At 39.9% G+C, this 22,845-nt stretch carries 25 protein-coding genes; 12 read left to right on the top strand and 13 right to left on the bottom strand.

The window, feature by feature from the left end; all coding sequences use genetic code 11:
- Positions 1 to 26: 26 nt before the first annotated feature.
- Positions 27 to 1,238, top strand: a complete 1,212-nt coding sequence (locus L4F92_RS06380) for a PD-(D/E)XK nuclease family protein (protein WP_250363095.1) — start codon at positions 27 to 29, stop codon at positions 1,236 to 1,238.
- Between the two features lie 42 nt (positions 1,239 to 1,280).
- On the opposite strand, the gene L4F92_RS06375 is transcribed toward L4F92_RS06380, so the two are convergent.
- The 9 genes from L4F92_RS06375 to ribA all read right to left on the bottom strand — a co-directional run bounded on the left by L4F92_RS06375 (position 1,281) and on the right by ribA (position 10,592).
- Positions 1,281 to 1,580, bottom strand: a complete 300-nt coding sequence (locus L4F92_RS06375) for a helix-turn-helix domain-containing protein (protein WP_250363094.1) — start codon at positions 1,578 to 1,580, stop codon at positions 1,281 to 1,283.
- Position 1,581: 1 nt separating this feature from the next.
- Positions 1,582 to 1,941 (bottom strand): type II toxin-antitoxin system RelE/ParE family toxin, encoded by a 360-nt coding sequence (locus L4F92_RS06370; RefSeq protein ID WP_250350148.1) that lies wholly within the window; start codon positions 1,939 to 1,941, stop codon positions 1,582 to 1,584.
- A gap of 90 nt (positions 1,942 to 2,031) precedes the next feature.
- Positions 2,032 to 5,721: a methionine synthase gene (gene metH / locus L4F92_RS06365; RefSeq protein ID WP_250363093.1), complete on the bottom strand. Its 3,690-nt coding sequence runs from the start codon at positions 5,719 to 5,721 to the stop codon at positions 2,032 to 2,034.
- Between the two features lie 110 nt (positions 5,722 to 5,831).
- On the bottom strand, positions 5,832 to 7,124 hold the full coding sequence (gene tilS / locus L4F92_RS06360) for a tRNA lysidine(34) synthetase TilS (RefSeq protein WP_250363092.1): 1,293 nt from the start codon (positions 7,122 to 7,124) through the stop codon (positions 5,832 to 5,834).
- Positions 7,125 to 7,138: 14 nt separating this feature from the next.
- Entirely contained in the window at positions 7,139 to 7,999 is an 861-nt protein-coding gene (pdxY, locus tag L4F92_RS06355; RefSeq protein ID WP_250363091.1) for a pyridoxal kinase PdxY, read from the bottom strand.
- 75 nt (positions 8,000 to 8,074) lie between these two features.
- Entirely contained in the window at positions 8,075 to 9,028 is a 954-nt protein-coding gene (accA, locus tag L4F92_RS06350) for an acetyl-CoA carboxylase carboxyl transferase subunit alpha (RefSeq protein ID WP_250363090.1), read from the bottom strand.
- Positions 9,029 to 9,180: 152 nt separating this feature from the next.
- Positions 9,181 to 9,771 (bottom strand): Fic/DOC family protein, encoded by a 591-nt coding sequence (locus tag L4F92_RS06345; protein WP_250363089.1) that lies wholly within the window; start codon positions 9,769 to 9,771, stop codon positions 9,181 to 9,183.
- Positions 9,758 to 9,931 (bottom strand): antitoxin VbhA family protein, encoded by a 174-nt coding sequence (locus L4F92_RS06340; RefSeq protein WP_250350154.1) that lies wholly within the window; start codon positions 9,929 to 9,931, stop codon positions 9,758 to 9,760. Before L4F92_RS06340 ends, L4F92_RS06345 begins: the two co-directional genes overlap by 14 nt.
- A gap of 4 nt (positions 9,932 to 9,935) precedes the next feature.
- Entirely contained in the window at positions 9,936 to 10,592 is a 657-nt protein-coding gene (gene ribA / locus L4F92_RS06335; protein ID WP_250350155.1) for a GTP cyclohydrolase II, read from the bottom strand.
- A 70-nt stretch (positions 10,593 to 10,662) separates the two neighbouring features.
- On the opposite strand from ribA, the gene L4F92_RS06330 reads away from it, so the two are divergent.
- From L4F92_RS06330 to L4F92_RS06285, 10 genes are all read left to right on the top strand, one after another.
- Positions 10,663 to 11,394 (top strand): phosphatase PAP2 family protein, encoded by a 732-nt coding sequence (locus tag L4F92_RS06330; protein WP_250363088.1) that lies wholly within the window; start codon positions 10,663 to 10,665, stop codon positions 11,392 to 11,394.
- A gap of 42 nt (positions 11,395 to 11,436) precedes the next feature.
- Positions 11,437 to 12,351 (top strand): N-acetylglucosamine kinase, encoded by a 915-nt coding sequence (nagK, locus tag L4F92_RS06325; protein WP_250363087.1) that lies wholly within the window; start codon positions 11,437 to 11,439, stop codon positions 12,349 to 12,351.
- A gap of 407 nt (positions 12,352 to 12,758) precedes the next feature.
- Positions 12,759 to 13,232, top strand: a complete 474-nt coding sequence (gene ribH, locus L4F92_RS06320; RefSeq protein ID WP_250350158.1) for a 6,7-dimethyl-8-ribityllumazine synthase — start codon at positions 12,759 to 12,761, stop codon at positions 13,230 to 13,232.
- A gap of 14 nt (positions 13,233 to 13,246) precedes the next feature.
- Positions 13,247 to 13,675, top strand: coding sequence for a transcription antitermination factor NusB (nusB, locus tag L4F92_RS06315; RefSeq protein WP_250351684.1), 429 nt, complete (start codon positions 13,247 to 13,249; stop codon positions 13,673 to 13,675).
- A gap of 21 nt (positions 13,676 to 13,696) precedes the next feature.
- Positions 13,697 to 14,722, top strand: a complete 1,026-nt coding sequence (gene thiL / locus L4F92_RS06310; RefSeq protein ID WP_250363086.1) for a thiamine-phosphate kinase — start codon at positions 13,697 to 13,699, stop codon at positions 14,720 to 14,722.
- A 6-nt stretch (positions 14,723 to 14,728) separates the two neighbouring features.
- Positions 14,729 to 15,238, top strand: coding sequence for a phosphatidylglycerophosphatase A family protein (locus L4F92_RS06305; RefSeq protein ID WP_250363085.1), 510 nt, complete (start codon positions 14,729 to 14,731; stop codon positions 15,236 to 15,238).
- Positions 15,238 to 15,873: a LysE family transporter gene (locus L4F92_RS06300; protein ID WP_250363084.1), complete on the top strand. Its 636-nt coding sequence runs from the start codon at positions 15,238 to 15,240 to the stop codon at positions 15,871 to 15,873. The genes L4F92_RS06305 and L4F92_RS06300 overlap by 1 nt, the downstream gene beginning before the upstream one ends.
- Positions 15,874 to 15,885: 12 nt before the next feature.
- A complete protein-coding gene (gene dapB / locus L4F92_RS06295) occupies positions 15,886 to 16,698 on the top strand; it encodes a 4-hydroxy-tetrahydrodipicolinate reductase (protein WP_250363083.1) in 813 nt (270 codons plus the stop codon).
- A 173-nt stretch (positions 16,699 to 16,871) separates the two neighbouring features.
- Positions 16,872 to 17,120, top strand: coding sequence for a class I ribonucleotide reductase maintenance protein YfaE (gene yfaE, locus L4F92_RS06290; protein ID WP_250363082.1), 249 nt, complete (start codon positions 16,872 to 16,874; stop codon positions 17,118 to 17,120).
- Between the two features lie 82 nt (positions 17,121 to 17,202).
- Complete coding sequence (locus tag L4F92_RS06285; protein WP_250363081.1) at positions 17,203 to 17,427, top strand: helix-turn-helix domain-containing protein; 225 nt, start codon at positions 17,203 to 17,205, stop codon at positions 17,425 to 17,427.
- Positions 17,428 to 17,630: 203 nt separating this feature from the next.
- On the opposite strand, the gene nrdB is transcribed toward L4F92_RS06285, so the two are convergent.
- The 4 genes from nrdB to L4F92_RS06265 form a co-directional block, all read right to left on the bottom strand.
- On the bottom strand, positions 17,631 to 18,761 hold the full coding sequence (nrdB, locus tag L4F92_RS06280; protein ID WP_250363080.1) for a class Ia ribonucleoside-diphosphate reductase subunit beta: 1,131 nt from the start codon (positions 18,759 to 18,761) through the stop codon (positions 17,631 to 17,633).
- 150 nt (positions 18,762 to 18,911) lie between these two features.
- Positions 18,912 to 19,340, bottom strand: a complete 429-nt coding sequence (locus L4F92_RS06275) for a YhcB family protein (protein ID WP_250363079.1) — start codon at positions 19,338 to 19,340, stop codon at positions 18,912 to 18,914.
- Between the two features lie 137 nt (positions 19,341 to 19,477).
- Positions 19,478 to 21,247, bottom strand: coding sequence for a 30S ribosomal protein S12 methylthiotransferase accessory factor YcaO (gene ycaO, locus L4F92_RS06270; RefSeq protein WP_250363078.1), 1,770 nt, complete (start codon positions 21,245 to 21,247; stop codon positions 19,478 to 19,480).
- A 102-nt stretch (positions 21,248 to 21,349) separates the two neighbouring features.
- The gene (locus L4F92_RS06265) at positions 21,350 to 22,087 is read right to left on the bottom strand and encodes a class I SAM-dependent methyltransferase (protein WP_250363077.1); all 738 of its coding nucleotides are present in this window, start codon (positions 22,085 to 22,087) and stop codon (positions 21,350 to 21,352) included.
- A 17-nt stretch (positions 22,088 to 22,104) separates the two neighbouring features.
- On the opposite strand from L4F92_RS06265, the gene gloB reads away from it, so the two are divergent.
- Positions 22,105 to 22,806 (top strand): hydroxyacylglutathione hydrolase, encoded by a 702-nt coding sequence (gloB, locus tag L4F92_RS06260; protein ID WP_250363076.1) that lies wholly within the window; start codon positions 22,105 to 22,107, stop codon positions 22,804 to 22,806.
- Positions 22,807 to 22,845: the final 39 nt, after the last annotated feature.

Below are 22,845 nucleotides of genomic sequence, written 5' to 3'. Positions count from 1 at the left end.
TATTTAATCAAAAATGAGAAAAGAAAATGACAAGTGAACCACTTAAATCCTTAGATGAAATTTATGAAACACTCGCTTTTTTTCAGCGTGAAAATGCTAAAACAGAGTTATATGATGCGAGCCGTTTTAGCCCTTTTCAATTTATAAGAACTAATGAAAATGGTTTATCTGAAATCATTGCGTTCTTACTTGATCCTAGCCAAAATCACGGACAACAAGACTTATTTTTAAATAGTTTATTAAAATATTTAAACCTGCCAGAATATTTGTCTTATAACAACGTATCGGTAACTTGTGAAAAAGTAACTTCAGAACGAGGACGACATGATATTTTTATTAAAGGTTTTTTACATAATAAATGCCAATGGATTATTTCTATTGAAAATAAGTTAAGATATGCAGTCGATCAAAATAACCAATTAGAAGATTATTGGGAAAATATTACTAGTTATAACCCTAATTTTTGTTGTTTGATCTATTTATCCCCTTTTAAGAAACCGCCTAGTGAACAATCTATTGATACAGATAGATGGAATAAATTAATTCAAGATAATCAAGCAAAAGTTATTGGTGCAGAAGATCTGATTAAGTGGCTAGAGCAAACGCCAATAGTCGCTCCAAATATCTGGGCTTTTTGTCAGAGTTTTATACAATTTTTAAAAGAAGATATTATGAATGAAAAGAAAGAAAATAAAGAAAATGATCAATTATTAGATGAGTTAGTTAAAAAAGCTAATTGGATTGAAGCAGCAACAACGTTATTGGATTTATCAGATAATATTTATAAAAAATTAGAAGATAGCTTGGTTCAGCAACTTCAGAATAAGCTTAAAGAAGAATATCCGAGAATGATTAAATATAACTGGCATTTTTATAATATACATAAAGAAGGTATTTTCCTTGATAAAGAAGATAAAAAGTATTCTTGGAGTATAGGTATCGCAAATGATAATAAAAAATACCATAATGTATATTATGGATTTTGGGCTAATAAAGATAATATCTCACAGGAAAATTACCAAAGACTAGAAGAAATGTTTAAATTAGAAGGATTTGAACAAGCTAAATGGTGGATACAATGGCAATATTGCAATGGAAACTTAAGAAATTGGGACGGAAAAATTTGGAAGAAAGTTATCACTGGTCGATTAGCAGAAGAGATTTTTGAGTTATTAAAACCCTTTATCAAGATAGCTAATAAGCATTTAGAAGAATTAGAAACGTTTGTTAATAAATAGAAAAAGTGCGGTGATTTTTCACCGCATTTTTGTTATAAAAAATTAAATTTTAAAAATCCGAGTTTCTCCCATAGGCATATCAATAGCAAGGCTGAGTTTTCCGCCCATTGTCTCTACATAGCGTTTAAGCGTAGAAAGGCGTAATTCATTGCCTCGCTGTTCGATTTGTGCAACAGCAGGTTGTGAAATACCAAGGGCATCGGCCAGCTGTTTTTGAGAGATTTCCATTTCTTGACGAATGCTAGATAATCCTGATTCAAGCATTAATTCTTCTGCTTTTTGCTCAATTCTTTGGCGAGCTTCAGGAGAAAACTCATCTAAAAGTTGTTCTAAAGTTTTCATTTCACTTCTCCAGTGTTCTTAAATAAGCGCTAAATTCAGCGTCAGCTTGTTTGATCATTCTCTTATAGAACTGTTTATCGTTGCTTTTATCACCTGCACATAAAATAATAGCTTGACGCAAGGGATCAAAAGCAAAAAGTGCTCTTAAGGGCTTGCCTTGATGTTGAATGCGTAGCTCTTTCATATTTGGGTATTGCGAACCTTTCAGTGTATCGGCATAAGGACGAGAAAGTTCGGGGCCAACCGTTTTTAAAAGTAAAAGTGCAGCGGTAACATCTTCTTGAATAGCATTGTTTTGCTGTTTCAACCAAGCAACAAAATTATCCGTTAATATAACGTTCCAGTGCTGTGGTTTAGTCATTTACCTACCTTTTATAAGCTATAAGTTATAATATAAATTATAGCTTATTATTCTATGCTGTCAAAGGCTATGTGAAAAATAAAACCTTTATTACTTCATCGAAACCCCAAGCCATTTGTGCATTTCTTTTTCGTTCCAGCCTTTGCGTTTGGCGTAGTCTAGCGCTTGATCTTCATCAATGCGACCTAGGGTGAAATAGTTGCTGGCTGGGTGAGTGAAGTACCAACCACAAACACTGGCAGCAGGCCACATTGCGTAGCTTTCAGTGAGCTTCATTCCAATGCGTTGTTCCACTTCAAGGAGATCCCAAATCAATTGTTTTTCTGTATGTTCTGGGCAACTTGGATAACCCGGGGCGGGGCGAATGCCGATATAATTTTCTGCAATGAGATTTTCATTATTGAAGGTTTCATTGGAATAGCCCCATACCTTAGTGCGAAGCTCAAAGTGTAAGTATTCTGCCATTGCTTCAGCTAAACGATCACCTATTGCTTGTAGTAAAATCGCATTGTAATCATCACCTGCGGCTTTGAAGCTATCCACTAAGTCGTGTTCTTCAATACCAGCACAGACGGCGAACATTCCGAGCCAATCTTGCTGTCCACTTTCGCGATCGGCGATAAAATCACTTAAAGCAAAATTATAGGGGCTTTTGCTATTTTTTCCGCGTTCACTTTGTTGTCGTAAATGGTGTGCAATACCTGCAACAGAAGTGCGGTCAGAATGTTGATAAATTTCAATATCATCGCCTTTACGATAAGCAGGGAAAATCCCCATAATACCACTTGGCTTGAGCTTGCCATTTTGTTCAAATTCATCGAGCATTTGTTGGGCATCATTATAGACTTTGCGTGCTTCCTCGCCGCCTTCAGGATAATCAAAGGCATCAGGATAGCCACCCATTAATCCCCATAAACGGAAAAATGGCGACCAGTCAATAAATTGACGTAAGGTTGAAATTGGCACATTTTTGTATTCGATAATGCCAGTTTGTTTTGGTTGTGGTATTTGATAATCCGCCCATTCGCCAGAAAACGCAGGGAACGCGTTAGCGCGTGCCTGTTCAATTGGGAGCTGTTGGCGTAATGGTTTACGGTTGGCAAAACTGTGCTGAATTTTTCCGTATTCTTGTTTGGTACGTTGCCAAAGTTCCGCTTTGCTTTCTGGGTTCATCAAGGCAGCACAAACCGTTACTGCGCGGGACGCGTTGGTGGTGTAGATCACTTCGTGCTTGTATTTTGGATAGAGTTTGATTGCAGTATGTTCTTTGGAGGTGGTTGCACCACCGATAATCACCGGTAAGCTCAAGCCTAGGCGGTTCATTTCGCCTAAGAAGTATTCCATTTCATCTAAAGACGGTGTGATTAACCCACTCAATCCAATAATATCGGCGTTTTCGTTGATTGCTGTTTCAATGATTTTATCCGCCGGCACCATTACGCCGAGATCGATCACTTCAAAATTATTACATTGCAATACGACACTCACAATGTTTTTGCCGATGTCGTGAACGTCCCCTTTTACCGTAGCGATGACGACTTTTCCGCTTGAGACACCTTGCTGTTTGGTCGCGTTAATAAAAGGTTCTAAATAAGCGACGGATTGTTTCATCACGCGTGCGGATTTTACCACTTGTGGTAGGAACATTTTGCCGTCTCCGAATAGATCCCCCACCACGTCCATTCCTGCCATTAATGGGCCTTCGATCACTTCCAATGGGGAGCTAAATTGCAAACGCGCTTCTTCCGTGTCTTCAATAATATGGCTGGTGATCCCTTTTACTAAGGCGTGTTTTAGGCGTTCTTCCACAGGCCAAGTACGCCATTCAGCCACACCATTATCGTTATTTTCACTGGCGACCCCTTTGTATTTGTCGGCAATATCTAGTAGGCGATCGGTGGCATCAGCACGGCGATTGAGTACGGCATCTTCTACAATTTCACGCAATTCGGGATCAAGATCATCATAAATTGCCAATTGACCCGCATTGACGATCCCCATATCCATACCTTGTTTGATCGCGTGGTAAAGGAAAACCGCGTGAATAGCTTCACGCATTGGATTGTTACCACGGAACGAGAAGGAAACATTGGATACGCCACCAGAAATTTTTGCGTGGGGAAGTGCGCGTTTAATTCGCCCTGTGGCGTTAATAAAATCGACGCCATAGTTGTTGTGTTCTTCAATCCCTGTGCCGATTGCGAAGATATTTGGGTCAAAAATAATATCTTCAGGAGGAAAGCCCACTTCATCGACCAAAATATGGTAAGCACGGGTACAGATTTCCACTTTACGTTCTTCTGTGTCTGCTTGTCCGACTTCATCAAACGCCATCACCACCGCAGCAGCGCCATAACGACGAATCAGTTTGGCTTGTGCGACAAATTTCTCTTTACCTTCTTTAAGGGAAATGGAATTGACAATCCCCTTGCCTTGAATAGATTGCAAACCGGCTTCAATGACTTCCCATTTGGACGAATCGATCATCACTGGCACTTTGGCAGCATCAGGTTCAGTCGCCATAATATTAAGGAATTGCACCATACATTTTTCACTGTCGAGTAATGCTTCATCCATATTGACATCGATCACTTGAGCGCCATTTTCCACTTGGTCAATGGCAATCTCAATGGCTTCAGCATAGCGTTCTTCTTTAATTAATTTTTTAAATTTTGCAGAACCCGTCACATTATTGCGTTCGCCTACGTTTACAAAGAGGCTGTTTTCATCAATGTTTAGCGGCTCTAAGCCAGATAAACGCATTGCCACCGGTAAATCAGGCAATGCTCTTGGTGGCACATTTTTGACAACATCGGCAATGGCTTGGATATGTTCTGGCGTTGTTCCACAACAGCCTCCGACAATATTAAGCCAACCATTTTTTGCCCATTCCTGAATATAGCTAGCCATTTCTTCTGCACCTAAGTCATAACCGCCAAAGGCATTTGGCAACCCTGCATTAGGGTGAACAGACACATAGGTTTCACTGATTTTAGACATCACTTCCACATATTGACGCAATTCTTTTGGGCCTAATGCACAGTTTAAGCCGAAAGAAAGCGGTTTTACGTGGCGAAGCGAGTTATAAAATGCTTCGGTGGTTTGCCCTGAGAGCGTACGTCCTGAGGCATCGGTAATCGTGCCAGAAATCATAATAGGTAATTTGATCTCAAGTTCTTCAAACACTTGATCAATCGCAAAGGCGGCGGCTTTGGCATTGAGGGTGTCGAAAATCGTTTCGATCATAATCAAATCCGCGCCCCCTTCAATTAAGCCTTTGGTTGCTTCTGCATAGGCATCCACTAATTGCATAAAGGTGATATTGCGGTAAGCCGGATCATTGACATTCGGTGAAATAGACGCCGTGCGGTTAGTTGGCCCAAGCACGCCAGCGACAAAACGGGGCTTTTCTGGCGTGCTATATTTATCCGCCGCTAAACGAGCCAATTTCGCGCCGGCAAAATTTAGCTCATAAGCGATACTTTCAAGGGCATAATCCGCTTGTGCAATGGTGGTGGCGGAAAAGGTGTTGGTTTCAATAATATCTGCACCTGCGGCAAGATATTTTTCGTGAATAGCTTGAATCACCAAAGGTTGGGTAAGGGTAAGTAAATCATTATTTCCGCGTAAATCGATCGGGCTATCTTTAAAACGTTCACCACGAAAATCTGCTTCGGTGAGTTTATATTGTTGAATCATTGTTCCCATCGCACCATCTAAAATAAGAATGCGATCTTTAAGGGCTTGTGAAATAAGAGAAAAAGAAGGATGTTGTTTCATTTTGTTACAGCTTAGCGTTTAATAAATAACAGGCATAATAGAAATAAGGTGGGGTTGTGTCAAACCTTATCTTTATGCGGGAAAATGTGTCGGGTAAACTTGTACAAGTTTTATGTGCTTGCAGGCACAAAATTTTGAAAGAATCCTACCGCACTTTGAAAATTCTCTCCATAGAAAATGAGTGGGGTACGTTGGCGTTGCCAAACAGGTACATTATGCGCTTGCCATAATTTTTTTATGTCCTGATGAATGCCTTGTGCATTGTGAACTTTGCCCGAATAAGCAAAACGAATGGAGATCGGTAAATTTGTCAGTGGGAGGGAATAAATTTGATTTTGCCACTGAACTTGAATGGCTGATTCTGTTTGGCTAAAACAAATTGTTCCCAACTGATCGGGCAGTGCAAGGGGCTGGTTTAAGATCACAGGAATGTGAATTTGGCGCAGATCGGCAAAGATTTCCGTTAAATACAGACACTGTTGATAACGGCGGAGCATTTTATCTCCCAGTTGAAATTGTGGATTACGATCCGGTTGAGCCAGAATCACATCTTGAATCAGTTGTTCTAACTGCTTGGTGGAAGGCATAGGCTGTTGTAAGGTTTCCAACCATAAGCGGAGCAGGGCGTTTTGTTTCAATACAGACCATTGCGAGAAATCCGTCAAATCAAAAGTGCGGTGCATTTTATTGGCATATTTTTCTAGTTCAGGCTGTAATAATTCTGTTAAAAGTTGCTGCTGCTGCGCACAATGAGTGGCACTGCGTTGCACCGCTTGATCGAAATTTGCCCAGCGTTCACGCAGCTTCGGTAAGATTTCATTGCGTAAGAAATTGCGTTCGTACTGGTTATCTTGATTGCTTTCATCTTCAATCCAAGATAACTGATTTTCTATGGCATATTGCCAAAGTTGTTGGCGTGAAAAGTCGAGTAGAGGGCGAAAAATACGCAGATTAAATACCGCACTTTGTGCTTTCATTGCAGATAAACCACTTACGCCACTGCCACGTTTTAAGGCAAGAAAAAAGGTTTCCGTTTGATCTTGTTGATGATGTGCGGTGAGTAATATTTCTTGTGTTTTAATATGACGCGCAATAGCCTGATAGCGCGCTTGGCGGGCAGCCGCTTCAATGCCCATTCCTTGAACAAGTTGCACTTTTTTGATGATCAGTGGAATGGAAAATTGTTGGCAAAGCTGCTGGCAGTGGCGAACCCAATCATCGGCATTAGGGCTTAATCCGTGATGAATATGGATCGCGCGCAACGCTAAGTGCGGTTGGTTTTCGCGTAATTTTGCTAACAGAGCAAGCAATACGGTGGAATCCAGCCCACCGCTTAACGCAATAAGAAAATGCGTGTTAGGCTGGCGTTGTAATTGCTGTTGAACTTGCTCAATTAGCGTCATAGCAGAGAGGCGTATTACGCCAGTTTAACCGCTTTAAATTGGCTTACTGGGCGAACAATTTGTTCACGTGCCGCCACAATTTGCAGCTCATAATTATCCTGCTGTTGTGTAACGGTCATTACATCATTGACGGCATTCGCCGTATGCTCAAAGGCTTCCACATCGCTTTTGCCGTTGAGTAAATTCGCCATAAATAGTCCCGCAGTTAAATCACCAACACCAACAGGCTCTTTTTTGAATTGGTGAAGTGGGCGACTAATATGCCAAATACCTTGTTCATTCGCGAATAACATTTCAAATTGGCTTGGATCTTGTCCTACCTTACTTAAATGTTTTACCAAGACTTTTTTTGGCCCTTTCGTTAAAATCAGGTTTACTGCATTAATGGCTTGGGTAAAATTTTCTACAGGCAAACCACTCAACTCACGCAATTCGACTAAATTTGGGGTGATAATATCCGCTTGTGCCATAGCCAGATTGATAAGATTTTCTTTCACCCCATCTGCCACGATACAGCCTTTGTCAGGATGTCCCATCACGGGATCGCATAAATAAATCGCATTTGGATTGCGTGCTTTCACTTTTTGTACGGCATTAATGATTTCTTCCACTTGCTCAGCCGCACCGATATAACCTGAAATCACCGCATCGCATTTGTGTAATTCACCAATATTATCAATGCCTTGCACGATTTCACCAATTTGTTCTTGTGGCATTACCATTCCAGTCCATTGACCATATTGTGTATGATTAGAAAATTGAACGGTGTTTAACGCCCATACATCAATACCGAGTAACTGCATCGGGAAGGTGGCAGATTTATTGCCAGCATAGCCATAAACAACGTGAGATTGAATAGAAAGAAGGTGTTTCATTTTGCTATCCTTATTGTGCATTTCTAAAAATGCGTGAAAGTAAAAGTGCGGTTAAAAAACCGCACATTTTTTATTTTAGCAATAACCGTAACTCATTAAGCGTTGGTAACGACGCTCTAGCAAGGTGTCGGAATCAAGAATTTCTAAGTCGGCTAAATCATCAAGTAAACGTTGTTTCAGATTTTGTGCCATTTGCTCATAATTGCGATGCGCTCCGCCCAATGGTTCAGGGATAATATTATCAATCAGTGATAATTTTTGCAGACGATCCGCAGTTAAGCCCATTACTTCTGCGGCAGTAGAGGCTTTTTCGGCACTTTTCCATAGGATAGAAGCACAGCCTTCAGGGGAGATCACGGAATAAGTACTGTATTGCAACATATTTACTTTATCCCCCACACCAATGGCTAACGCACCGCCTGAACCACCTTCACCAATGACAGTACAAATAATTGGCACTTTTAGCATAGACATTTCACGCAAGTTGCGAGCAATCGCTTCCGATTGCCCACGTTCTTCTGCACCTACGCCGGGGTATGCACCCGGTGTATCAATAAACGTGATAATAGGGAGTTTAAAACGCTCTGCCATTTCCATTAAACGTAAGGCTTTGCGATAACCTTCAGGGGCAGGCATACCAAAATTACGTTTTACTTTATCTTTTACACTACGACCTTTCTGATGACCTATCACCATAACCGGTTTACCGTCTAGACGAGCTAAACCACCTACAATCGCTTTATCATCAGCAAAGGCGCGATCACCTGCTAATTCTTCAAATTCAGTGAAAATATGTTCAATATAGTCTAATGTATAAGGGCGATTCGGGTGGCGTGCCATACGGGAAACTTGCCACGCATCTAAATTCGCAAATGTTTTTTTGGTTAATTCTTCGCTTTTTTTCTGTAAGCGAGCAATTTCATCATCAAGATTGATTTCACTGTCTTGTCCCGCGACTGCGCGTAACGATTCAATTTTCGCTTCAAGTTCAGCAATCGGGAGTTCAAAATCTAAGTATTCTTGGCTCATTTGTTATTCCTAGTTTTTCGGCAAAATTAGTAAGCACTTTAGCAATATTTTACTTAGCGTGCAAATATACCCAATATTTTATGCGTTTTTTGCAAAAAAAGTAGTGTTTTTTGCAGTTAGCTGGTTAGACGACTTGCTAAAATCTTTTTTTATTATTTGGGAATGGGGGTTAATCCCTGCTTAATAATTTTTTCTAAAGCACTGTAATCGCATTTATGCGATAAAATAGACGCTTGAATCATTTCATCTTCACTTACTTGTTCAAAATTTAAGTAAAAGCCTAGGGTTTTAGCTAATTGATGAATGAATAATCGTTGTGTTCGACCATTGCCCTCACGGAACGGGTGTATCGCATTTATTTCCCCTAAATAATAAGCCAATCTTGCTGGGATTTTTTCAGAAGCTGTACTTTTTAAAAATTGTTCGTTTTTTAGCTGATTAAACAATTTTTCTAACTCTGGAACAATTCTTGAACTTGTTGCAAACATTGTATCGCCTTTGCAAATATCAATATTTCTAATTTCACCTGCCCAAGAATAGATTTCATTAAACAAATGTTTATGAATGGCTTTTAGGTGAGCAATATCAAATTGCCCTTGCATAGGTGTAATCAATAATATCGCAGTTTGAATCGCTGTAATTTGAGCTTCTTTTTTATCTAGTTCCTCTTGCGTTTCGATTTTTAGCTTATTAATGAGTACGCCATTTTTATTTAGCATAGGATCAGTGCTACGATACTTCATTCGTTTTCACTTTTAATTCTGCAATAGTGATTTCACCAATTACCCATTTTTGAAAATAATGGAGTATTTCTGGGGGAAGGTATAGCCCTTCAAGCCGATTATTATCAATCGCAAATTGTAAGGCTTGCTGTTTAATCTGTTGTTCTTGTAGATGATGCATTATTTTATTCCTTACGTGGTACTTCTTCCTGACAATGTGGGCAGGTCATTAAGTGCTTTTCGTGGTTGTGAATAATAAAATGCCCCATTTTTTTGGCTTTAGTGTCAAGATATTCTGTATTGTAACGATTTTCCCCCACATTAAGCGGTACACGTTCTACCACGTTGATTCCCGCTTTTTTCATCGTATCAATTTTATTTGGATTATTGGTGAGCAGGCGGACTTGTTTTACGCCAAGCAGATCAAAAATATCCGCACAAACTTCAAAGTTACGCTCGTCTGCGGCAAATCCTAAGGCAAGATTCGCTTCAATGGTATCCATTCCTTGATCTTGTAAAGAATAAGCGCGAATTTTATTAATTAAGCCAATGCCTCGCCCTTCTTCACGGTGATAAATAAGCACGCCACGCCCCGCTTCACTAATTTGACGCAATGCAGTGGCAAGCTGAAAGCCACAATCACATTTCAGGCTGTGTAGGGCATCGCCCGTTAAACATTCAGAGTGAATACGAGCCAAAACAGGCTCATCTTGATTGCTAATATCGCCCATCACTAAGGCAACGTGTTCTTTTTTTGTATCAGGAAACTCAAAGCCCACAATGCGGAATAAACCAAACTCGGTGGGTAAATTCGCTTCAGTAACCCGTTGAATTTTTGTCATAGCAAAATCCTTCATTCTTTTTTTATTGAATAATGTTAAAATGACGTTTTTATTATTATGAGTCATTAAAATGTTAAAACGTCTTTCATTATATACCTTATTGCTTTGCCTTGTGCCTTTTTTTGCGTGGCTAACAAACTGGCACTGGCAAGGGGATGAACATAACACCGCTTTTGATACATTTCTCTATTTTTTAACCGAAACAGGTAGCATACCTTACGCAATCATTACCTGTGCTTTGTTTGCGTTGGCATATTTTTTCTGTATCAAAGACAAAAAGCAAGCCCTTGCAGTAATTAGCGTAATGGCACTTTCTGTTGCAGTTACGCAAGGGGTGAAATCTGCGTTAAAAACGGTTTTTGCTGAGCCTCGTCCTTTTATTGTGCAATTAGCCGAAAAATCAAGCGTCAGCCCAGAATATTTTTATGATCAGCCACGTAATGTACGAGCGCAAATCGTATTGGATTATTACGCAGATAAACCTCAAATTAATCCTCATCTTGTTCATCATCGCAGTAAAGAAACGGGGTATTCCTTCCCATCAGGGCATAGCATTTTTGCTGCCACTTGGCTAATGCTTGCTGTTGGCTTCGGGCAGTTGCTAGGGCGGAATAATAAAGGAATGAAATGGCTCACTACTGGCATTACCATTTGGGCAGTATTAATGCTGATAAGCCGTTTACGTTTAGGAATGCATTATCCCATTGATTTATTGGCTTCCGTGTTGCTAGCGTGGGTATTTCATTGCGGATTATTTGATTGGATCAAAAATAAACCGATTTTCAACCGCACTTTGCAATAATAAAGTGCGGTCAGATTTTTAATTGTTTTATTGAGGTAAAAAATGTTATACGGATTTGATATTGGTGGCACAAAAATTGAACTTGCCGTATTCGATGAAAAATTGCAAAAACACTACTCCGAACGGGTAGATACGCCAAAAGAAAGCTATGAGCAATGGCTTGATACCCTTGTTAATTTAGTGAAAAAAGCCGATGAAAAATTTGGTGAAAAAGGCACGGTTGGGCTAGGCTTACCGGGTTTTGTAAATCACGAAACAGGTTTAGCGGAAATCACCAATATTCGCGTGGCAGATAATAAGCCCATTTTACGTGATTTGAGCCAGCGTTTAGAGCGTGAAGTACGGGCAGAAAATGATGCCAATTGTTTTGCCTTGTCAGAAGCGTGGGCGGAAGAAAATCAGCATTACCCAAGTGTGTTAGGGTTAATCTTAGGCACGGGCTTTGGCGGTGGATTAGTCGTTGACGGCAAAATTTACTCAGGGCAAATTGGTATGGCGGGTGAACTTGGTCATATGCAACTCAATTATCACGCCTTAAAATTGCTTGGCTGGGATAACGCCCCGATTTATGAGTGTGGCTGTGGCAACCGCGCTTGCTTAGATACCTATCTTTCAGGGCGAGGCTTTGAGATGCTCTACCGTGATCTAAAAGGAGAAAGCCTATCCGCCAAAGAAATTATCCAACGTTTTTATGCGAAGGATCAACGAGCGGTAGCATTTGTAGAAATGTTCGTGGAACTCGCTGCCATTTCTATCGGCAATATCATCACTGCTCTTGATCCGCATTTAATTGTACTCGGCGGTGGTTTATCCAACTTTGATTATCTCTACGAAGCGCTACCTAAAGCCCTACCTAAACACCTACTGCGTAGTGCCAAAATTCCTACTATTAAAAAAGCCAAATACGGCGATTCAGGTGGCGTAAGAGGTGCAGCAGCGTTGTTTCTTTCGCATTGATATTTCGGGTCTGTATTAGATTAATCATTGTGTTAGGCTATAAAAATAAAGATGACTTAGTGAGAAATGTAAGGCATTTATACAAGTAGCTATGTGGGGATTTGAGGGGGATGAAGCTATACTAGATTACTAAATAGAGCGCTTTAGAATTAATTGTTTTCCTTATTTTTTAATGAATTAAGAGACAATTAGTGGGGTAAAACTTATGCAAAGTAATAGTTAAAACATATAACGGAATTGATAAGAAATCTTTTTAGTTATGTATAAAAGAATATAAATTTAGGTATAAAGTTTGTGTGCTTAAAGAAGTTAAAAACTCAAAATATCGCATAACAAAACCCCCGCATCCCATTTTTTATGATAAAATCCGCGCCTATTTCCCATAACATTAAACAATAGGATAGATTATGAAAGTATTAGAAGGCACGATTGCCGCACCAAATGCGAAAGTTGCGGTGGTAATTGCACGTTTTAACAGTTTTATTAACGAAAGTTTATTAGAAGGCGCATTAGATGCGTTAAAACGTATTGGTCAAGTCAAAGATGACAATATCACTTTAGTGCGCGCTCCCGGTGCTTATGAATTACCTTTAGTTGCTCGTCGCTTAGCAGAAAGCAAAAAATATGATGCGATTGTTGCATTAGGTACTGTGATTCGTGGTGGTACAGCGCATTTTGAATATGTTGCAGGTGAAGCGAGCAGTGGGCTAGGACAAGTGGCTATGCAGGCAGAGATCCCTGTGGCGTTTGGTGTTTTAACAACGGAAAATATTGAACAAGCCATTGAACGTGCAGGCACTAAAGCGGGTAATAAAGGTGCAGAAGCGGCTTTAGTTGCTTTAGAGATGGTGAATCTATTGGCTCAAATTGATAACGCATAATGGCTGAATTTGTGATGAATGATAAAGTAAAGAAACCAAGCCAACGTCGTCGCGCAAGAGAATGTGCTGTACAAGCATTATATTCTTGGGATATTTCACAAAATCCTATTGATGAAGTGGAATTAGCTTTTGTTACCGAACAGGATATGCAAGGCGTGGATATGCCTTATTTCCGCAAATTATTACGCCAAACAGCCGAAAATATTGATACGGTGGAAGCCGCAATGACGGCTTATTTGGATCGTAGCCTTGAGGAATTAGATCCCATTGAGCGTGCGATTTTGCGTTTAGCCGTGTATGAGCTGAAATTTGAACGAGATGTGCCTTATAAAGTGGTGATTAATGAGGCGATTGAAGTAGCAAAAGTTTTTGGTGCAGATGACAGCCACCGCTATGTGAATGGGGTATTGGATAAAGTCGCCCCAGCGTTATCACGTAAATAATTATTTCATGGAAGGGTTGTAATGAGTGAAGGTGAATTTGACTTAATTAAGCGTTATTTTACAGCCTCTAAGCGCCCTTCTCGTAAAGATGTCATTCTGGCTATTGGCGATGATTGCGCCATTACTGAACATCGGCAAAATCAACGTATTGCCATTACAACGGATACGATGGTAGAAAATACCCATTTTCTGCCCTCTATCTCTCCCGCTGATCTTGCCTATAAAGCTGTCGCAACAAATTTGAGTGATTTGGCGGCAATGGGCGCTGAACCAGCTTGGTTTTCTCTTGCATTAACACTCCCTCATATTAATCATTCGTGGTTACAGGCATTTAGCCAAAGTTTCTTTGAAATCCTTGATCATTATAATGTTGATCTGATCGGTGGTGATACCACCAAAGGGGCTTTACACGTGATTAGCATTACCGCACAAGGGATTATTCCCAAAGGGAAAGCATTATGTCGCCATAGTGCCAATGTGGGTGATTGGATTTATGTATCAGGTACACTTGGTGATAGTGCTGGTGGGTTATCATTATTACTCAATTCGCCTAATGCGGTGAGAAATCAAAGTGCGGTGCAAAATTTGTCTAATTCTGAACAGGATTATTTAATTAAGCGTCATCTTCGTCCCACACCAAGAGTGTTACTTGGGTTAGAATTGGCGGTATCATCGCTTGCGAGTTCAGCCATTGATATTTCTGATGGTTTGATCGCTGATCTTGGGCATATTTTAGCGCGTAGTCAATGTAGTGCGGTGATCAATGTAGATAAACTTCCTTTGTCCAAAGCATTAATTAATACGTTTGGTTTAACTAAAGCGGAGCGATTTGCCTTAACTGGGGGGGAAGATTATGAACTCTGTTTTACTGTGCCAGATGATTTGCGTGCAAAATTAGATCAACACTTAAGTCATATTGGCGTGAATTACACTTGCATTGGACAATTACGCGCTTTGCGTCCGGCTAACAAAAAATCCATTCAACTTCTACGCCATGGCGTAGAAGTGGCAATCCCACAGAGCTTAGGTTTCGATCATTTTAAATAAAAGATTATGCAAAAAATTCAACAAGATCCACGTCATTCTCTGCGATTAACGAACCCAATTCACTTGCTTGCCGTTGGGTTTGGTTCAGGTTTGCTTCGTCCCGCCCCCGGAACTTGGGGAAGTTTAGCCGCCACATTAATCGGTGCGGCACTTTTGCAGGTAATGCCGTTAAAAATCTTTCTTTTTTTCACCGCACTCTGTTTTATTGCAGGTTGCGTTATTTGCCAGAAAACTGCTGATGATATGGGCGTACACGATCACGGTGCGATAGTATGGGACGAATTTGTTGGTATTTTTATGGTGCTTGCTGTGTTACCAGAAATCAATGTGCTATGGTGTACAATAGGTTTTGCCGTATTTCGTGTTTTCGATATTTTAAAACCTTATCCGATCCGCTATTTTGATCGTAAGTTGCAAAGCGGCTTTGGCATTATGATTGATGATGTACTGGCAGCAAGTTATAGCATTATCGCAATACATCTTTGTTTATCTGTTGTTATGGGGAGCCTTATTTAATGTGGACCGTATTATTCGTTAATCTTGTTGGTTTACTTAGCCCGGGGCCAGATTTCTTTTATGTAAGTCGCAAAGCGGCCAGTGAAAGTCAGCGTAATGCGATTGCAGGCGCAATAGGTATTGGATTCGGTATTTTATTTTGGGCGACTTTAGTTATTTTTGGGCTAGCTATAATTAATCGAACCAATTACCTCGTACAGTATATTATTATGTGTTTAGGGGGAGGTTATTTAGCTTATTGTGGTATCAAGATGTTGCAAGTAACGAAAAATGCACAGCTAGCCACGCTAAAACCACATCAAGAAATACATCACCCTATTTCACGTGAAATTATGAAAGGATTATTGATCAATCTGAGCAATGCTAAAGTGATCGTTTTTTTTAGTAGTGTGATGTCAGGCTTTATGGCAAGCATATCAAATAATACAGAAATTATGTTGATTATTCTCCTATTAGCCTTGGAAAGTGTGCTTTATTTTATCTTAATTGCATTTTTCTTTTCGCGTAAAATCGTTCGTGATTTTTATAATCGCTACAATCGCTATATTGACAATTTTGCGGGAATTGTTTTCCTCTTTTTCGGTGGTGAACTGATTTATTCGGGCTTAACCACCATTATTGAAATCACCTCGTAACAGGAGTAGAAAATGACATTAAAAATTGCCGTGGTAGGGGCTGGTGGCCGTATGGGACGCCAATTAATTCAGGCCGTACATAACGCAGAAGGCGTAGAATTAGGTGCAGCGTTTGAACGCAAAGGTTCATCATTAGTCGGAACTGATGCGGGTGAATTGGCGGGAATTGGACAACTTGGCGTGAAAGTATCTGATGATTTAAATGCAGAAAAAGATCATTTTGATGTGATGATTGACTTTACACGCCCAGAAGGAACCTTAGAGCATCTTGCGTTTTGCCTTGCTCATCAGAAAAAAATGGTGATTGGAACGACAGGATTTGACGATGCAGGGAAACAGGCTATTAACAAAGCCGCGGAGCAAATTGCGATTGTCTTTGCCTCTAATTATAGTGTCGGGGTTAATTTAGTGTTTAAATTACTTGAAAAAGCCGCCAAAGTGATGGGCGATTATTGTGATATTGAAATTATTGAAGCCCACCACCGCCACAAAGTGGACGCACCATCAGGCACAGCGTTATCAATGGGGGAACATATTGCGAAAACCTTGGGGCGTGATCTCAAAACTCACGGGGTATTTTGCCGTGAAGGGATTACGGGTGAGCGTAAACGTGATGAAATCGGCTTTTCTACAATTCGTGCCAGTGATGTTGTCGGTGAACATAGTGTGTGGTTTGCAGATATTGGTGAACGTGTAGAAATTTCTCACAAAGCCTCAAGCCGAATGACTTTTGCTAATGGGGCAGTGCGCGCCGCAAAATGGCTTGCAGGTAAAGAACAGGGCTTGTTTGATATGACAGATGTGCTGAGTCTGAATGAACTTTGATCCTCGTTGATTTAAAAGTGCGGTGAGAATTTTCTAAATTTTTGAAAAAGATGCCGCACTTTATTTTATCCTAATGTCATTATCTAAATGGCGATAAAAATGGTTAAAAATACCATCCAGTAAAGCCCACGCTGATTTTGAAATATGATTCTAATATTCTTCTTTGATAAGAAATGAAAATTACCCTATTAAAACAAAAAATCATTCTTGAACATCATAATGAAATACCACTCTTACAAAAGCTAGAAATTAATGGTATTTATCCTGAATATCAATGCCGTTCTGGTTATTGCGGGGCTTGTCGTACAAAAATAAAAAAGGGTAACGTCCATTATAATGAACCGCCACTTGCTTTTGTGAATGAAGATGAAGTATTACTTTGCTGCTGCCAAGTAGAAAGTGATTTAGAGCTAGAGTTATAAAGAGCGGTGTTTTTTTGCTGATTTATTTGCCAAAAGACTTAATGTTAAAAATGAAATTATCAAGGCATTGTTATTAGGTGAAATGACACAAGGGCAAGCGTTGCGTAAATTACGCATAGAAATGCTTGGGGTGAATCAACAACAATATATGAAGATGGTGAAGGTTTCACGACAAACCCTTTCTAATATAGAAAATGATAAAGGAAATTACAGCGTTGAAACCATTAATCAAGTATTCAAACCTTTTGGATTTGAATTGGGATTAGTGCCGATTTCTAAAAATTTACTCACTAAAATGAGGTCATAAGAAAAGGCTATATTAGGGTGTGTTGCTAACGGTTTAATAGGCCAAAATCCCCAAATCTTACAAAACTTCTTTAAATTGGTTTGAGAATATTCTAGCTATTCTCTGTATAATTTGTCTTGTTTTGTGGGGGATTTTGTCTATGTTTAGCCAGATTATGCAAATAGCGACATACCCTAGATTAGCCCTAGATTTTTGCAAAATCCTTATAAATCAAAATCACCAAAATCACTGGTATCAACCTTAGCATCAATTTGACCCACGAGATAAGAGCTTACTTCCACTTCTTGTGGAGCAACTTGTACATTGTCAGATACCAACCACGCATTGATCCAAGGGATTGGATTGGAGCGCGCCTCAAAAGGTAAGGGTAAGCCAACGGCTTGCATACGAATATTGGTAATATATTCCACATATTGCACTAAAATATCTTTATTTAAGCCGATCATTGAGCCGTCTTTAAATAAATAATCAGCCCATTCTTTTTCTTGTTCGGCGGCGGCGAGGAATAATTCATAAGCCTCTTGTTTACATTCCTCAGCGATTTCAGCCATTTCAGGATCATCTTGTCCAGCTGCCATAATGTTTAGAATGTGCTGTGTGCCTGTTAAATGTAAGGCCTCATCACGTGCGATAAATTTAATGATTTTGGCATTTCCTTCCATCAGTTTGCGTTCCGCAAAGGCGAAAGAACAGGCGAAAGAGACATAGAAACGAATCGCTTCTAAGGCATTTACGCTCATTAGGCAAAGGTAAAGTTGTTTTTTCAAATTACGCAAGCTAACCACGCATTCTTTGCCATCTGCGGTGTAAGTGCCTTCACCATAAAGACCGTAAAGCTGGCTATCGCGGATTAAATCATCGTAATAGGCAGAAATATCTTTTGCGCGTTTGATGATTTCTTCATTGGTAACAATATCATCAAAAACAATAGACGGATCATTAACGATATTACGAATAATATGGGTATATGAACGGCTATGAATGGTTTCAGAGAATGTCCAAGTTTCGATCCAAGTTTCTAGTTCAGGAATGGAAACCAGCGGTAACAGCGCCACATTTGGGCTACGTCCTTGAATGGAATCCAACAGAGTTTGGTATTTTAAGTTACTGATAAAAATATGTTTTTCGTGTTCAGGTAATGCGGCATAGTCAATTCGATCTTGCGACACATCTACCTCTTCTGGACGCCAGAAGAATGAAAGTTGTTTTTCAATTAGTTTTTCAAAGGTTTCATATTTTTGTTGGTCGTAACGGGCAACATTGACGTTTTGCCCGAAGAACATCGGCTCCTTGAGCTGATCATTTTTAGTTTGTGAGAAAGTGGTGTATGCCATAGAAATGTCCTTACATCTTTTTAATTGAGAATAACTCGTATTTTACATCAAAAACTTGATTCGTTTAATGGGTTTTATATGAACGCACAATAAAAACGGTGAATTATTTTAAAACTCACCGTTTTTCAAAGGGTTAGAAAATCTTAAAGGCTATTTTTCTGCTTTTAAGATGCCAGAAGACCCTTCAGAATAATCTCTTGGGGCATTTTCTTCTGTATGATTTTCTGATTCTCCTTTCGTTGCAGTTTCTTCTGTTTTTTTCTGTTCAAGCTGGTTTTTAAAGAGTGGTTTGCCTTCTAATTGAGGCAAGAGTTGCACGGAAGAGGTGGCTAAATGTTGATACAGTTTTTGATAATCTTGCGCAAGGGTTTTCAATAAATCTGCACTTTCAGAAAAATGTTTTTCTAAATACTGTTTTTGTTGAGCTAATTCTGATTTTACTTTTTGTAATTCAGTTTCCGTTTTCACTTGTTTCTTCACGGAATCCTTAGTGAAACGTAATAATAGATAAGCGAGGACAAAACCTACAACTAAACCAATTAGGGCAGGTTGCCACATTTCAGGTGTCCAATTTTGCATAAAAAACTCCTTATGGTAAGAAAAGAACCTTTTGTATCATAACCTTAATTTCAATTTATTTCTTTGGCGCAGATCACAAAAAAATACATTGACGAAATAAGGCGGCAATCGCACGCCTTATGTTGTGCTATGTTATCTTAAACCGCATTTTGCCAATAGGCTATTTTGGCTTTTTGCAATTTATGATAGGCATTAAGTAATTTTTGGTGGGCGTGGAATTGTTGTAAATGTTCATCGTCCGCTAAGAGATCATAGAATGGATTACCGCCTTGAATCGCATTCCAAGCAAATTCTACCGCACTTTTACCATACATTTTCTCAAATACGGTACGATACTGAGCAGGATCGCGCTGTTCATCAAGGAATAATTCAAGACTGTTTATTAAACAGCGGTAATAATTTGCTCGCTCAGGGGTAAATACCGATTGGTTCATATTTAGTGTCCAGCTTGCCCAATCTAAGGCATTTTCTCGATCTTGAGTGGCAAGATAGAGCATTGCTTTGAGTTCACCAATACGCAAGGTTGCCCAACCAGATTTTGGCGGTGGCACAATACCGATAAATTCACGCACACGGGTAGCATCATCAATGCCTTGTTCATCTAATTCATCAAGTAATTCTTGATAAGTATCTTGATCGTGGTGGAAATGAGGGAGATCAAGCAAGATCTCACGCCAATCCATTCCCATATTGTTATTGGCGTAAATTAAATCGTCTGCTGGATAAATATCCGACATTCCCGGTACGATAATCCGACAAGCGTACACACCTAAATGATGATAATCCATAATATAGACTTCTTGCTTGCGCGCTTGGAAAATTGTCATCAGATTTTGATATTCTTGTTCTGTTGTGCCAGAAAAATCCCAGTCCACAAAAGGATAATCACTTTCTTGCTTGAATAAATCCCAAGAAATTAAACCACTTGAATCAATAAAATGGGTTTCCAAATTGGCGTGTTCTGCAACATCATCATTATTGAAAGAAGGGGGCGTGAATACATCAAGATCTTTCAAACTACGCCCCTGTAATAATTCGGTCACTGTGCGTTCTAATGCCACGCCAAAATTAGGGTGTGCGCCAAAAGAGGCAAAGCAAGTCCCATTTTGGGGATTGAGCAGTACCACACAAATTACAGGGAACGCTCCGCCTAAGGAGGCATCATAAGCAAGAATTGGAAATCCTTCTTGCTCAAGTGTCGCAATGGCTTCTTGCACCGCAGGGTAGCGATTCATTACCGCTTGCGGAATGCGGGGTAAGCTAATGGCCTCTGCAATAATTTTGTTTTTTACATAGCGCTCAAACACTTCTGATAGTCCTTGTACACGAGCTTCAAACAAACTGTTTCCTGCGGACATTCCATTGGAAACATAAAGATTTGCGATGATGCTTTGTGGAATATACACCGTTTGGTTATCTGATTGACGCACATAAGGCATTGCCACAATACCGCGTTCCCCATTGCCAGATTGCAGATCGATCAATAAATCGGGCGTCAGTTCGCCATTCGGATCATAATAAGCTAATAAATTGTCATCAAGAATGCCTTCAGGAAGGCGATCTTCATCTTCAATGTTGAACCATTTTTCATTGGGATAATGTACAAAAGGGGCATTGGCAAGATCTTTCCCAAGGTAATAATCGGCAAAGAAATAATTGGTGGAAAGACGCTCAAAATATTCACCTAAGGCAGAGGCAAGCGCCGCTTTTTTACTTGCGCCTTTACCGTTAGTAAAGCATTGTGGGCAATCTTTATCACGAATATGTACAGACCAAACATTCGGCACCGGATTGAGCCACGAGGCTTCTTCAATATGAAAACCAAGTGCGGTCAATTTTTGTTGAAATTTTGCAATGCTATCTTCAAGAGCGGCATCTTTACCGGGAATAAAAGTTTGTTCGGTCATTTCGTATTCTCCAATTAGAGCAAGTAAGATTGAACCGTGCATAATAGGCAAGTTTTCCTTATTCAGCAAGGAAAAATCTTGCCATCAATCAAGAACTGCTCATTATTTCAATGAGTTGGTCTTAATGATCGTTTCTGTTTTCGTTGCTTGTTGAAAGGCGTTGGTAGGGGTTAATGTTGGGGAAAAGGGGGATCTTTGCGCATTCAAGGTCATTGGCAAAGTCCGTTTCTGTGCCACGATCATCATAATATCACCAAAATAACGGGATTGACCTTGTAAGGACAAACATTGCTGATCGAGTAACTCAAAATTAAGTAGGCTCAGCCAATCCACAATTCGAGTAACGAAATAAGGTTTAAAAAATACGGTATTTTTCCTAAAAGGAAAAAATTGCTTAAGCGAAAAGACACTGAATGGATTAAATAATGAAAGGAATAAGATCCCTTCTTGATTTAGTGTGCGAGTAATTTCGCGTAATACTTGGTGCGGATTGGCAGTAAAATGCAAACCGTGCGCGAACAAACAGGCAGAAAAATACCCTTCAACAAAAGGCAAGGCGGTGGGGCGAGCTTGGACTAACTCAATATGCGGGCATTGCGAAAGTGCGGTCAAATTTTGCGGAATTTTTTCGCCCACGATAATGTGTTGATCACAAGGATAATAAGCCACTTCCGCACTTAACGCCCCTAATTTCAGGCAATAATCCCCCGTAATTTGTGCAAAGTGCTTTGTTAAATATTGCTGAATTAGGCTACAATAACGCGCACCTTGTGGCACTTGTTGCCAGCTCAGTGGTATTTGGCACGGATGTGTTGTGTTACAAGGGATATTCCAGTTCATTTTTAATAAGGATCAATATGTTAGTTCCCATTCCTGCACTTAATGATAACTATATTTGGCTGTATGCACGAGAGAATTTGCCTGTAATTGTGATCGACATCGCAGAAAGTGCGCCTTTGCTTGCTTATTTACGGCAACATCAGCTTGAGGTAGAAGCGGTGTTACTTACCCATAAACATAGTGATCACGTGGGTGGTTTAGCCGAGTTTAAACAGCATTATCCGAATGTGCCTGTGTTTGGCCCAACAGAAACCGCACAGTTAGGAGCTACACAAATTATTAATGAAGGAGAAATTCACACCGCGCATTATCAAATCCAAGTTTTGCCTTCTGCGGGACATACGGAAAATCACGTGAGTTTTTTGCTGGACGGGCATTTATTCTGTGGCGATACGTTATTTTCTGGTGGCTGCGGACGGGTATTTACTGGCGATTATGCGCAAATGTTTGATTCTCTCCAACGCCTCAAAGCACTTCCTGATAGCACCATAGTTTGCCCAGCGCACGAATATACGTTGAGCAATTTACATTTTGCCCAGAAAGTGTTGCCAAAATCGGTATTTTTGACGGATTATGCGCTGAAAATGTCTGCCTTGCGTGAACAGCATCAGCCAACCTTACCAACCACATTAGCACGAGAAAAACAGATTAATCCTTTCTTGCAAGCGGAAAATTTGACTCAATTTACCCAATGGCGAAAATTAAAAGATCAGGATTAAATTAAACAAAGGTTTTCCTTTTTGCTATGAAAGCGTGAT

The sequence above is a fragment of the Avibacterium sp. 21-595 genome, assembly GCF_023611905.1.
Taxonomy (GTDB): Bacteria; Pseudomonadota; Gammaproteobacteria; order Enterobacterales; family Pasteurellaceae; genus Avibacterium.
This window is presented reverse-complemented; position numbering and strand designations above follow the sequence as displayed.

Coding starts and splice junctions, on each gene's coding strand:
- L4F92_RS06380 (WP_250363095.1), top strand. CDS start 27: ATGACAAGTGAACCACTTAAATCCTTAGATGAAATTTATGAAACACTC.
- L4F92_RS06375 (WP_250363094.1), bottom strand. CDS start 1,580: ATGAAAACTTTAGAACAACTTTTAGATGAGTTTTCTCCTGAAGCTCGC.
- L4F92_RS06370 (WP_250350148.1), bottom strand. CDS start 1,941: ATGACTAAACCACAGCACTGGAACGTTATATTAACGGATAATTTTGTT.
- metH (WP_250363093.1), bottom strand. CDS start 5,721: ATGAAACAACATCCTTCTTTTTCTCTTATTTCACAAGCCCTTAAAGAT.
- tilS (WP_250363092.1), bottom strand. CDS start 7,124: ATGACGCTAATTGAGCAAGTTCAACAGCAATTACAACGCCAGCCTAAC.
- pdxY (WP_250363091.1), bottom strand. CDS start 7,999: ATGAAACACCTTCTTTCTATTCAATCTCACGTTGTTTATGGCTATGCT.
- accA (WP_250363090.1), bottom strand. CDS start 9,028: ATGAGCCAAGAATACTTAGATTTTGAACTCCCGATTGCTGAACTTGAA.
- L4F92_RS06345 (WP_250363089.1), bottom strand. CDS start 9,771: ATGAAGTATCGTAGCACTGATCCTATGCTAAATAAAAATGGCGTACTC.
- L4F92_RS06340 (WP_250350154.1), bottom strand. CDS start 9,931: ATGCATCATCTACAAGAACAACAGATTAAACAGCAAGCCTTACAATTT.
- ribA (WP_250350155.1), bottom strand. CDS start 10,592: ATGACAAAAATTCAACGGGTTACTGAAGCGAATTTACCCACCGAGTTT.
- L4F92_RS06330 (WP_250363088.1), top strand. CDS start 10,663: ATGTTAAAACGTCTTTCATTATATACCTTATTGCTTTGCCTTGTGCCT.
- nagK (WP_250363087.1), top strand. CDS start 11,437: ATGTTATACGGATTTGATATTGGTGGCACAAAAATTGAACTTGCCGTA.
- ribH (WP_250350158.1), top strand. CDS start 12,759: ATGAAAGTATTAGAAGGCACGATTGCCGCACCAAATGCGAAAGTTGCG.
- nusB (WP_250351684.1), top strand. CDS start 13,247: ATGAATGATAAAGTAAAGAAACCAAGCCAACGTCGTCGCGCAAGAGAA.
- thiL (WP_250363086.1), top strand. CDS start 13,697: ATGAGTGAAGGTGAATTTGACTTAATTAAGCGTTATTTTACAGCCTCT.
- L4F92_RS06305 (WP_250363085.1), top strand. CDS start 14,729: ATGCAAAAAATTCAACAAGATCCACGTCATTCTCTGCGATTAACGAAC.
- L4F92_RS06300 (WP_250363084.1), top strand. CDS start 15,238: ATGTGGACCGTATTATTCGTTAATCTTGTTGGTTTACTTAGCCCGGGG.
- dapB (WP_250363083.1), top strand. CDS start 15,886: ATGACATTAAAAATTGCCGTGGTAGGGGCTGGTGGCCGTATGGGACGC.
- yfaE (WP_250363082.1), top strand. CDS start 16,872: ATGAAAATTACCCTATTAAAACAAAAAATCATTCTTGAACATCATAAT.
- L4F92_RS06285 (WP_250363081.1), top strand. CDS start 17,203: ATGACACAAGGGCAAGCGTTGCGTAAATTACGCATAGAAATGCTTGGG.
- nrdB (WP_250363080.1), bottom strand. CDS start 18,761: ATGGCATACACCACTTTCTCACAAACTAAAAATGATCAGCTCAAGGAG.
- L4F92_RS06275 (WP_250363079.1), bottom strand. CDS start 19,340: ATGCAAAATTGGACACCTGAAATGTGGCAACCTGCCCTAATTGGTTTA.
- ycaO (WP_250363078.1), bottom strand. CDS start 21,247: ATGACCGAACAAACTTTTATTCCCGGTAAAGATGCCGCTCTTGAAGAT.
- L4F92_RS06265 (WP_250363077.1), bottom strand. CDS start 22,087: ATGAACTGGAATATCCCTTGTAACACAACACATCCGTGCCAAATACCA.
- gloB (WP_250363076.1), top strand. CDS start 22,105: ATGTTAGTTCCCATTCCTGCACTTAATGATAACTATATTTGGCTGTAT.